We start from the raw sequence: 10300 nt of genomic DNA, 5'->3' as shown, positions 1-10300 counted from the left end.
CGCCGCCAACGAGGGCGCGGTGTCCCGCTTCGAGCAGACCCGGGCGATCTTCTCCGAGTGCGGCGCCGACCCGGCCCGGGTGCAGCCGGTCAGCACCGCCGAGTTCCCCCGCCCCGCGCCGCGCCCCAGCTACTCCGCGCTGTCGGGACGGGAGTCCGCCGCGGCGGGCCTGCGGCCGTTAAGGCCGTGGCGCGCCGCACTTGTCGCGGCGCTGGCCGCCGCCGATCGACCGTTACCCTCTACGCGTGACTGACGTCCTGCCGGTCGTGACGGTGACCTACTCACCGGGCCCACACCTCGAGCGATTCCTGGCCTCGTTGTCGCTGGCCACTGAGCGGCCCGTGTGCGTGGTGATGGCCGACAACGGCTCCACCGACGGGACCCCGCAGGCCGCGGTCGAGCGCTACCCCAACGTGCGGCTGTTCCACACCGGGGCCAATCTCGGCTACGGGACCGCGGTCAACCGCGCGGTCGCCCAGCTCGCCGAGACGCCGGACGTCGACGACGACTGGGTGATCGTGGCCAACCCGGACGTGCAGTGGGGGCCGGGCAGCATCGACGCCCTGCTGGAGGCCGCCACCCGGTGGCCGCGCGCCGGCGCGCTGGGCCCGCTCATCCGCGACCCCGACGGCTCGGTGTACCCGTCGGCGCGCCATCTGCCGAGCCTGGTCCGCGGCAGCATGCACGCGGTCGTCGGGCCCATCTGGAAGCGCAACCCGTGGACGGCGGCCTACCGCCAGGAGCGGCTGGAGCCCACCGAGCGCCCGGTCGGCTGGCTGTCCGGGTCGTGCCTGCTGGTCCGCCGTTCCGCCTTCGCCCAGGTCGGCGGGTTCGACGAGCGCTACTTCATGTACATGGAAGACGTCGACCTCGGGGACCGGCTCGGCAAGGCCGGCTGGCTGAGCGTCTACGTGCCGTCGGCCGAGGTGCTGCACCACAAGGGGCACTCCACCGGGGACGACCCGGCGAGCCACCTGGCGGCCCACCACAAGAGCACCTATATGTTCCTGGCCGACCGGCATTCGGGGTGGTGGCTGGCGCCGCTGCGGTGGGCGCTGCGGGCCGCGCTGGCGCTGCGTTCCCGCCTGATGGTGCGTGGGGCGCTGCGCGATCGGAGACGGAAACTGGCGGAAGGGCGGCGCGCAGATGGCTAACCCACAAGTCGATGCCGTGATCCTGGTCGGCGGCAAGGGCACCCGGCTTCGGCCCCTGACGCTGTCGGCGCCCAAGCCCATGCTGCCCACCGCCGGGCTGCCGTTCCTGACGCACTTGCTGTCGCGCGTCGCCGCGGCGGGCATCGAGCACGTCATCCTGAGCACCTCGTATCAGGCCGCCGTGTTCGAGGCCGAGTTCGGCGACGGGTCCAAGCTGGGCCTGCAGATCGAATACGTCACCGAGGACCGGCCGCTGGGGACCGGCGGGGGCATCGCCAACGTCGCCGACCACCTGCGCCACGACACCGTGATGGTGTTCAACGGCGACGTCCTGTCGGGCGCCGACCTGGGTCAGATGCTCGACTTCCATCGCAGCAACCGGGCCGACGTCACCCTGCACCTGGTCCGGGTGGGCGACCCGCGGGCCTTCGGCTGCGTGACCACCGACGAAACCGGCCGGGTCACCGCCTTCTTGGAGAAGACGCAGGACCCGCCGACCGATCAGATCAACGCCGGCACCTACGTGTTCGCGCGCGACATCATCGACCGCATCCCGCGCGGGCGCGAGGTGTCCGTCGAACGCGAGGTGTTCCCCGCATTGCTCGCCGATCCGGACGTCAAGGTGTGCGGCTACGTCGACGCCACCTACTGGCGGGACATGGGCACACCGGAGGACTTCGTCCGGGGATCGGCGGACCTGGTGCGCGGCATCGCGCCGTCGCCGGCGCTGCACGGCCACCGCGGCGAGCAGCTGGTGCACGACGGCGCGGCGGTGTCGCCGGGCGCGGTGCTGGTCGGCGGAACCGTCGTCGGGCGGGGCGCTGAGATCGGACCCGGCGTCCGGCTGGACGGCGCCGTGATCTTCGACGGGGTGAAGGTCGAGGCGGGCAGCGTGATCGAGCGCTCCATCATCGGCTTCGGCGCGCGCATCGGTCCGCGCGCGCTGATCCGCGACGGCGTGATCGGCGACGGCGCCGACATCGGCGCGCGCTGCGAGTTGCTGCGCGGCGCCCGCGTGTGGCCGGGGGTTTCGATTCCCGACGGCGGCATCCGCTACTCGTCCGACGTCTAGGTCGCCTCTTTTCGCCGAGATCGACGCCACCGTGACGTCCACTCGAACTTCTTCGCGCTGACGTCGATCTCGGTGAGCCTGTCGGTGGTTGCGTCCACCATCTCCTCATGGGGGAGGTGTTCTCGGGCAGCGATGCGATCGCGGCCGCCGCATTGAACGAGTACCAGCTGCGCCGGTGGTATAGGCCGATCTTTCGCGACGTCTACATCCCGAAGCGGCACGAGCCGTCGCTGGATGACCGCGTCTTTGGCGCCTGGCTCTGGTCGCGCCGGCGAGCGGTGATCGCGGGAACCGCGGCATCCGCACTCCACGGTGCGCGGTGGGTCGACTCGGACACGCCCGTCGAGCTCGTCTCGAAGAACGCCCGGCCCCAGCGCGGGCTGATCGTCCGCAACGAGACGCTGGCCGACGACGAAGTGACCATCGTCAAGCGGCTGCCGGTGACATCGGTTGCCCGCACCGCCTTCGATCTCGGCCGCCACCTTCCGCGCAGCCAGGCGCTGGCGCGCCTCGACGCGCTGATGCGTGCCACCCCATACTCGTTCGAAGACGTCTCTATCTTGGCGAAGCGGTACAAAGGCGCTCGCGGTCTGCGGCGGCTGGCGGAGGTGCTGCCCCTGGTCGACGGCGGCGCGGCCTCGCCGAAGGAAAGCTGGCTGCGCCTGCTACTCATCGAAGCCGGCCTACCGAAACCGACTACGCAGATACCCGTCAACCAGGGCTGGCGATTAGTCGGTGTGCTCGACATGGGCTGGGAGGACTACATGGTCGCGGTGGAGTACGACGGCGACCAACACCGCACGGATCGAAGGCAATATGTGCGCGACCAGTGGCGCCTAGCCAAACTCGCAGAGATGGGCTGGGTCGTCATCCGTGTGATCGCCGAGGACAAGCCCGATGACATTCTCAACCGCGTGTCTCGCGCATTGGACCGCCGCGGATATCACCGAGATCGACGTTAGCGCTCGAACTACTCGCACTTTTCCGCGCTAGCGTCGATCTCGGCGGCTAAGGGCGCGCGGCGCCCCACCAAATACGCCAGCGCGTGGTCGGCGCCGTCGGGCAGCGCGTCGGCCGGCCACCACCGCAGGTCCTCCGACTCGTCGCTGATCGCGATCCGCGCGCCGGCCGGCGCGTGCGCGACGAACTGCAGATCCAGGTGGCGGGTGGGCACGCCCAACGAGCAGGTGACGGGGTGGACGTGGATGGCGGCCAGCCGTGGCTCGATGCGCAGGCCGTCGACGCCGGACTCCTCGGTGGCCTCGCGCAGCGCCGCGGCGATGACGTCGCCGTCGTCGTCGTCGCAGTGGCCGCCCAGCTGCACCCAGCGGCCCACGCGAGGGTGCAGGGTGAGCAGTACCCGCTCGCCGGTGTGGTCGACCACCAACGCCGAGGCGGTGACATGGCCCGGCACGCACTCCCGGCGGCAGGCGTCGGGCCGGGCGAGCACGAAGGCCAGGACGGCGTGCCGCAACGCGTCCTGCGCCGGATCCGGGGCCTGCCAGTCGGACAGCAGCGAGATCGCCGACTCCCGGACGCTCATCGAGAACCCCGCCGCGTCCGGCGGTCTCGCAGCGAGACCCAGGCCGCGCGGCACCGCGTCACCGCCTCCGGCGCGAGCCCCAGCCCGTCGATCAGGACGTGGCGGTCGACGAGGTCGAGCGCCTTGTCGATCTCGTTGGCCTTCAACAGCAGATCGACTTCACCGGCGAGCCCGGGGCCGGCGAGCGCCGGCGGGGGAATGGGCAGCTGCTCGGCTTCCCGGGGCTCCAGCTCCAAGATGCCCCCGCCGTAACTGCGGCCGAGGATCTCGGCGAAGGCGAACGTCACGCTGTTGTGGAACACCGCGGCCAGCGCGGCGGGGTCAGTCTGGGGGTCCACCCCGGCGGCGAGCCGGACCCGGTGCACCGTGTCGGTGCTGGTCGCCGCGGCGGCGTTGACGGTCAGCCGCGGCGTCAGGTGGATCTGGCGCAGCAGGAACAGGTCGGGCATCCACAGCGAGGGCGTGGTCCACCACGGCTTGCGGATCGAGCACTTGTAGCCGCGGTCCACCCCGGCGGCCGCACCGGCGTCGATGTGCGCGGCCAGGGCGGCGTCGGCCGGCTCGCGCGGCGCGTTGAGCAGCCAGCCGCGGTGCCCGGCGGCGACATCGCCCGCCCGGCAATCGGTGTCGTAGAACAGGCCGGACAACTGCGCGCTGCGCGAGACGAGCGGGACGCAGTGGGGCAGCAGCCCGAGTGCGCGGGCCCGCGCGTCGGTGAACGTGAAGAAGCTGTTGCGTCCCGTCACGATGCCCACGTCGACCTCGGCGACCGACCCCAGCCGGGTCATGGCCGCCGACGCCTTGAGCGTGCGCAGCAGCCGGATCGCGGCCGGGTCCAGGAAGTAGGTGGTCCACTTCTCGTTCTCGTGCAGCAGCGCGGGCGCCGATTCGACGCCGAGGTCGGCATCCGCGAGCGCATCGGCGTCGGCCACGTCGACCGTGCGGACCCGGGCGGGCCCGCGACCGGCGATCCCGCAGAACAACACGACCTCCTGCAGGATGCCGTCGAACACCAATCGCCGGAACGTCACCAGCGTGATGTCGCTGAATCGGCTCAGCAGGAACTCGCGCAGCTGCGCGGCGTAGGTGACCTGAAGCAGCTCGGCGGGCAGCACCAGTCCCACCCGGCCGCCGCCGCGCACCAGCATCGAGCTCGCCACCACGAAGGGAACCCAGGCGTTGGTCAGCCTGGTGGGCCGCAGGCCCGCGCGCCGCATCAGCTCCAGCGCGGGGGCGCGCTGCTCGGCCGCCCAGTTGCCGAAGCGGATGTAGGGCGGATTGCCCGCGACCCCGTCCCAGCCGCCGGGCTCGGTGGCGGCGAGCCAGGTGAACAGGTTCGCGGTGTCGACGGGAGCGAATTGCCGTGCCGTGGCCGCCTCTTCGGCGACGAGCTCGACGCCGTGGATCCTCCCGCCGAGGGCGGCCAGCTCACGCAGGATGGCGCCGTCGCCGCAGGAGGGTTCCAGCACGCTCGGTCCGGCTTCGCGCACCCAGCGGGCGAGGAACCGGGCCACCGCCGCCGGCGTGTAGTAGCCGCCGCGGGCCTTCTCGGCGGAGGCCGCCGCCTTGCCCGCGAACTCTTTCATGCGGCCAGTATCACTTGCGGATCAACAAATCCCCGGCGCCCGCCGGGTCGCGCGGCCCGGCGGGTTCCTCGGGGTAGCCGATCGCGACTGCGCCCAGCGGCTCCCAGTCGGCGGGCAACTCCAGCTCCGCGCGCACCAGGTCGGCGGCGAAGATCGTCGAGCCGATCCAGCAGCTGCCCACCCCGCGCACGGCCAGCGCCACCAACAGGGCCTGCACGGCCGCCCCGACCGCCACGGTGAACATGGTGTGCTCGGCGTCGGTGCGGGCGGCGTCGGGATACGCGTGCGCGCCTTCGGGAATGAGCATCGGGACGACGACCTCGGGCGCGTCGTAGAGGATCTGGCCGCGCGCCACCCGGCGTTCCACCGAGTCGGCGGGTCTGCCGTCGCCGGCGAGGTCGGCCCGCCACTTGTCTTTCATGCGGTCCAGCAGCCGCGTCCGGACGTCGTCAGTCCGCAGCCAGACGAACCGGACCGGCCGGGTGTGGTGCGGGGCGGGGGCGGTGAGGGCCTCGGCGACGGCGGCTTCGATCAGCTCGGGCGCCACCGGCTCGGCGCTGAACCGGCGCACCGATCGGCGCAACAGCTGCGCCTGCCGGCGGCCCGCGTCGAGGGCCTCGGCGGTGCCGAGCCAGAACAGGTCTTCCTCGCCGGGCCGCAGCAGCTGCCGCGCGGTCGAGCCGTCGTCGGACACGGCAAGGCCGCGCACCACCGCCACCGGCATTGCGGTCAATTTGCCCTTCACCAGATCGGCCGCCGCGGCGACCTCGTCGGCGACCGCGATCTCGGTGACCACCAGTTCGTTGCCGTGGCGGTCGACGCTCCCCGAATAGCCGTGCAGCACAGCCATACCGGCCGACCCCACCGCCGCGTCGATCTGACCGTTGCGCCAGGCGCGGCCCATCGTGTCGGTGATGACCACCGCGACGTCGACCCCCAGTCGTTCGGCCAGGCCGGCGCGCAGCGCCGCGGCGCTGCCGTCGGGGTCGACCGGCAGCAGCGCCAGTTCGTCGCGGCCCACGTTGGATCCGTCCACGCCCGCGGCGGCCTGGATCAGGCCGATGCGGTTCTCGGTGATCAGGGTGCGGCCCTTGCGCGCCAGCACCCGCACCGCCTCCTGCTCGACCAGCTTGCGCCGGAGTTGGTCGCGCTCCTCGGCGTCCTGCGGCGCGGGCACCAGCCGACCCTCACACTTGGACACCACCTTGCTGGTCACCACCACGACGTCGCCGTCGCGCAGCCAGGGGGCGGCCGCGGCCAGCGCCGCGCTCAGGTCGTCGCCGGGGCGGAACTCGGGAAGCCCGGCGACGGGCAGGATCTCGATCGCCGCGCCGGTGCCGTGTTCCGTCATGGGGCCACGCCCGCGAGGTCGAGCCCGGCGCGGACCATCTCGGCCGTCGCCTTGGGGTCGGTCATCAACAGCGGCACGGCGCGCACCGCCACGCCGTCGATGTCTGCGTGGTCGCCCTCGTGCACCAGCCAGCAATCCAGGATCCCGGTGCCACCGCGCGCCCCGTAATGCCGGCCGACCGCCTCCGCGGTGGAGTCCACCCCGATCACCGACAGGCACGCATCGGCCATGCCGCGCAAGGGTTTTCCACCGATGATCGGCGAGTACCCGACGACCGGGGCGGTCGCCGAGCGCAACGCCGCGCGAATGCCGGGCACGGCCAGGATGGCGCCGACGCTCACCACCGGGTTCGACGGCGCCAGCAGGATGACGTCGGCGTCGGCGATGGCGGCGACAGCTTCACTTGTGGCGGTTGCCTTTTCGGCGCCGATGAAGGCGAAGCTGTGCGTGGGCACGTCGGCCCGATAGCGCACCCACCACTCCTGGAAATGGATCGCGCGCCGGGTGCCGTCGTCCGGATCGGTGATCACCACGTGCGTCTCGCAGCGGTCGTCACTCGCGGGCAGCAACCGGGCACCGGGTTGCCAGCGATCGCACAGCGCCGTGGTGATCTGCGACAGCGGGTAGCCGGCGCCCAGCATCTGGGTGCGCACCAGGTGGGTGGCGATATCCCGGTCGCCGAGTCCGAACCAGTCCGGCTGCACGCCGTAGCGCGCCAATTCCTCTTTGGCGTGCCAGGTTTCGTCGCGGTGACCCCACCCGCGCTCGGGGTCTACACCTCCACCTAAGGTATACATGCAAGTGTCCAAGTCCGGGCAGACCCGCAGTCCATGAATCCAGGCGTCGTCGCCGATGTTGACGATTGCATTAAGTTCGTGGTTGCCGGCTCCCGCGTCTGGGTGCTCTTGCGTTGCGAACTGACCCAGCCCGAGCAACTGTTGAATCCCCAGCAGGAAGCGGGCGCCGCCAACCCCACCGACCAGAACGGTGACCTTCACGTGGACGACAGTACTGCCCGACGACTATGTGGTGGCCGGCCCGTTACGCGGCCCTTAAGCATAGTTGCGGGCGGTGTGATCGACACGCCGAATGCGCAAAACAACGGAAACGCCGTAATTCGGTCACGAGATGGTATGGAAATGCGCCGTAATGCTTGACCCGGCAGATCAACCCGTGTCTAATCACAACAGTGTCATTTCCCGGTTGGCCGGCCGGTTCCGGTGTCGCAGACCGAGATTCGATCACTTGTTCGAATTGTCTGTACACATCAGAAAAGTGGGAACCACTCACTCCCCCAATCAAATTGAGGAGGCGGACGACCGTATGTCTTACGAACATCTTCGAGGAGTCATGGCGAGCACGCCGCACACCCCCATCGTCTCGGCGCCGGTCCGACCGGCCCGGCCGCACCTGACCGTGGTTCCCGATGCGCCAGTCGCATTCGAGCCCGAGCCGATGCCGGCCCCCGTCGCGGACCAGTGGCAGGACCGGGCGCTGTGCGCCCAGACCGACCCCGAGGCCTTCTTCCCGGAGAAGGGCGGCTCCACCCGCGAGGCCAAGAAGATCTGCCTGGGGTGCGAGGTACGCCACGAGTGCCTGGAGTACGCCCTGGAGCACGACGAGCGCTTCGGCATTTGGGGCGGCCTCTCCGAGCGGGAGCGTCGTCGCCTCAAGCGCGGCATCATCTGACGCCGCGCACAACGTCTTTCGGCGTTATTCGTCGTCGATCGTCGGGTCGATGACCGACGGCTCGACATCGAGGTAGATGGCCACCTGGGCCACCAGTATCTCGTGCAGCAAATCACCGAGTTCGACGGTGTCCTTCGCCCGTCGCTCAATAGGCTTGCGGAACAAGACAATTCGCGCCCGCGTGGCGTTGCCGCGGACGTCGACGCCGGCGGGGATCAATCGCGCCAGGGGGATCGGCCCGTCGGCGACGACCTCAGGCGGCCACTGCACGCTGTCGGGATCCTTGGCCGCGATGCGGGGGATCTCGTCCACCGCCACGTCGAGCTCGGCGAGGCGGGCCTGCCAATGCCGCTCGATGGGTTCGTAGGCCTCGAGCACCGCCATGTCAAACCGCTCGGCCCGGCTGCGCCACCCGGGCACGGTCGGCGGCAGCAGCGGACCGCGTACATCGCGGCCCCGCCGGGAAGCGAATCGGCCCGGGGACCGATCCCTCCGCGGGGAGCTGCGCGAATCGCCCACGCGCCGATGGTAACGGTTGAACATCGGGGGTCGGCCGGTTGCGCGTGTCCGGCGCTTCGCCGGCGTTTGCGCACGATAGCCTTTCGGCGTGAACGTTCCCCGTCGCTGTTGCCGGCCCGGGTGTCCGCACTACGCCGTGGCGACCTTGACGTTCGTCTACTCGGACTCGACGGCGGTAGTGGGACCACTCGCGACCGCGCGGGAGCCCCATTCGTGGGACCTGTGCGTCGGCCATGCCGGCCGGATCACCGCGCCCCGCGGGTGGGATCTGGTGCGCCACGCCGGCCCCCTCTTTTCTGAGCCCACCCATCCCGATGAGGACGACCTGGTCGCCCTCGCCGATGCGGTGCGCGAGGGCGGCCCCGTCGAGCGCGCGGTGCCCTACGGCGGCGCCCCGATCAACGGCTTCGCCGACCCGCACATCCCCCACGCCGGGTCGCAGGCCACCGCGCCCAGCAGCAGTGTGCTCGCGCCGCCCGAGCATCGGTCCGGCCGGCGCCGCGGGCATCTGCGGGTGCTGCCCGACCCCAGTGACTAGCCGTTCGGGCGTCGACCGCGATCCGCGCGCACCGCTGCGGTCCCCGTTTCCCGCGGGCCGATAGGCTGACGGCCAAGAGGCGAAGGAACACCCGTTCAAGGCGTCAGGAGGCCCCCGCATGTCTCGGCTCGCCGCGACCGTCCACCGCGTCGTCAAGGCATACGACGTGCGAGGGCTGGTCGGCGAAGAGCTCGACGAGCCGTTGGTCACCGCCCTGGGGGCGGCCTTCGCCAGGCTGATGCGCGGCGAAGGCGCGCGGCAGGTGGTGATCGGCCATGACATGCGCGACAGTTCGCCCGCGCTGGCCGCGGCCTTCGCCTCCGGGGTGATGAGCCAGGGCCTGGACGTGGTGCGGATCGGCCTGTCCTCCACCGATCAGCTCTACTTTGCCTCCGGGTCGCTGGACTGTCCCGGCGCCATGTTCACCGCGAGCCACAACCCGGCGGCCTACAACGGGATCAAGCTGTGCCGGGCGGCCGCCAAGCCGGTCGGCGCCGACAGCGGCCTGCGCACCATCAGCGAGGACGTGATCGCCGGGGTGCAGCCGTACGACGGGCAGCCCGGCACCGCCACCGACCGCGACGTCCTGGACGACTACGGGACGTTCCTGCGTTCGCTGGTGAGCACCTCGGGGCTGCGGCCCCTGCGGGTGGCCGTCGACGCCGGCAACGGCATGGCCGGTCTCACCGCGCCCGCGGTGCTCGGGGCGATCGACTCGATCACCTTGCTGCCGTTGTACTTCGAGCTCGACGGTTCATTCCCCAACCACGAGGCCAACCCGCTCGACCCGGCCAACCTGGTCGACCTGCAGGCCCACGTGCGCGACACGGGTGCGGACATCGGGCTGG

11 protein-coding genes and 1 pseudogene are annotated in these 10300 nt (G+C 71.1%); 7 read left to right on the top strand and 5 right to left on the bottom strand.

The genetic code is table 11. The features are described 5' to 3' along the window. The 4 genes from A5692_RS24740 to A5692_RS24725 form a co-directional block, all read left to right on the top strand. Window positions 1-253, top strand: a 253-nt coding sequence (locus A5692_RS24740; RefSeq protein ID WP_156766261.1) for a sugar nucleotide-binding protein, incomplete at its 5' end; no start/stop codon positions are given. Continuing rightward, window positions 246-1154, top strand: coding sequence for a glycosyltransferase family 2 protein (locus A5692_RS24735; protein WP_068061295.1), 909 nt, complete (start codon window positions 246-248; stop codon window positions 1152-1154). The genes A5692_RS24740 and A5692_RS24735, both read left to right, overlap by 8 nt. Further along, window positions 1147-2226, top strand: a complete 1080-nt coding sequence (locus tag A5692_RS24730; RefSeq protein WP_067918267.1) for a sugar phosphate nucleotidyltransferase — start codon at window positions 1147-1149, stop codon at window positions 2224-2226. Before A5692_RS24735 ends, A5692_RS24730 begins: the two co-directional genes overlap by 8 nt. Before the next feature lie 107 nt (window positions 2227-2333). After that, entirely contained in the window at window positions 2334-3188 is an 855-nt protein-coding gene (locus A5692_RS24725; RefSeq protein ID WP_068061289.1) for a hypothetical protein, read from the top strand. An 8-nt stretch (window positions 3189-3196) separates the two neighbouring features. Here A5692_RS24725 and A5692_RS24720 read toward each other — a convergent pair whose 3' ends face one another. From A5692_RS24720 to cofD, 4 genes are read right to left on the bottom strand one after another with little or no spacing between them, the layout of a single operon-like run. After that, window positions 3197-3769, bottom strand: coding sequence for an NUDIX domain-containing protein (locus A5692_RS24720; RefSeq protein ID WP_068061298.1), 573 nt, complete (start codon window positions 3767-3769; stop codon window positions 3197-3199). After that, window positions 3766-5355, bottom strand: coding sequence for a class I SAM-dependent methyltransferase (locus A5692_RS24715; RefSeq protein WP_068061284.1), 1590 nt, complete (start codon window positions 5353-5355; stop codon window positions 3766-3768). The genes A5692_RS24720 and A5692_RS24715 overlap by 4 nt, the downstream gene beginning before the upstream one ends. Window positions 5356-5365: 10 nt before the next feature. Continuing rightward, entirely contained in the window at window positions 5366-6706 is a 1341-nt protein-coding gene (locus tag A5692_RS24710; RefSeq protein ID WP_068061281.1) for a coenzyme F420-0:L-glutamate ligase, read from the bottom strand. Next, window positions 6703-7704, bottom strand: coding sequence for a 2-phospho-L-lactate transferase (cofD, locus tag A5692_RS24705; protein ID WP_068061278.1), 1002 nt, complete (start codon window positions 7702-7704; stop codon window positions 6703-6705). Before cofD ends, A5692_RS24710 begins: the two co-directional genes overlap by 4 nt. Window positions 7705-8056: 352 nt before the next feature. On the opposite strand from cofD, the gene A5692_RS24700 reads away from it, so the two are divergent. Then, entirely contained in the window at window positions 8057-8395 is a 339-nt protein-coding gene (locus A5692_RS24700) for a WhiB family transcriptional regulator (RefSeq protein WP_007168083.1), read from the top strand. A 24-nt stretch (window positions 8396-8419) separates the two neighbouring features. Here the strand turns inward: A5692_RS24700 and A5692_RS24695 are convergent, their stop codons facing one another. Continuing rightward, window positions 8420-8830 (bottom strand): metallopeptidase family protein, encoded by a 411-nt coding sequence (locus A5692_RS24695; protein WP_067918280.1) that lies wholly within the window; start codon window positions 8828-8830, stop codon window positions 8420-8422. Window positions 8831-9002: 172 nt separating this feature from the next. Between A5692_RS24695 and A5692_RS24690 the strand changes: the two genes are divergently transcribed. After that, a complete protein-coding gene (locus tag A5692_RS24690; RefSeq protein ID WP_082963058.1) occupies window positions 9003-9452 on the top strand; it encodes a DUF3499 domain-containing protein in 450 nt (149 codons plus the stop codon). Between the two features lie 118 nt (window positions 9453-9570). After that, window positions 9571-10300 (top strand): annotated as a pseudogene (manB, locus tag A5692_RS24685) (phosphomannomutase/phosphoglucomutase); the annotation flags it as partial.

This window comes from Mycobacterium sp. E342 (assembly GCF_001667665.1).
GTDB lineage: Bacteria > Actinomycetota > Actinomycetes > Mycobacteriales > Mycobacteriaceae > Mycobacterium.
This window is presented reverse-complemented; position numbering and strand designations above follow the sequence as displayed.

Coding starts and splice junctions, on each gene's coding strand:
- A5692_RS24730 (WP_067918267.1), top strand. CDS start 1,147: ATGGCTAACCCACAAGTCGATGCCGTGATCCTGGTCGGCGGCAAGGGC.
- A5692_RS24710 (WP_068061281.1), bottom strand. CDS start 6,706: ATGACGGAACACGGCACCGGCGCGGCGATCGAGATCCTGCCCGTCGCC.
- A5692_RS24700 (WP_007168083.1), top strand. CDS start 8,057: ATGGCGAGCACGCCGCACACCCCCATCGTCTCGGCGCCGGTCCGACCG.
- A5692_RS24715 (WP_068061284.1), bottom strand. CDS start 5,355: ATGAAAGAGTTCGCGGGCAAGGCGGCGGCCTCCGCCGAGAAGGCCCGC.
- A5692_RS24720 (WP_068061298.1), bottom strand. CDS start 3,769: ATGAGCGTCCGGGAGTCGGCGATCTCGCTGCTGTCCGACTGGCAGGCC.
- A5692_RS24725 (WP_068061289.1), top strand. CDS start 2,334: ATGGGGGAGGTGTTCTCGGGCAGCGATGCGATCGCGGCCGCCGCATTG.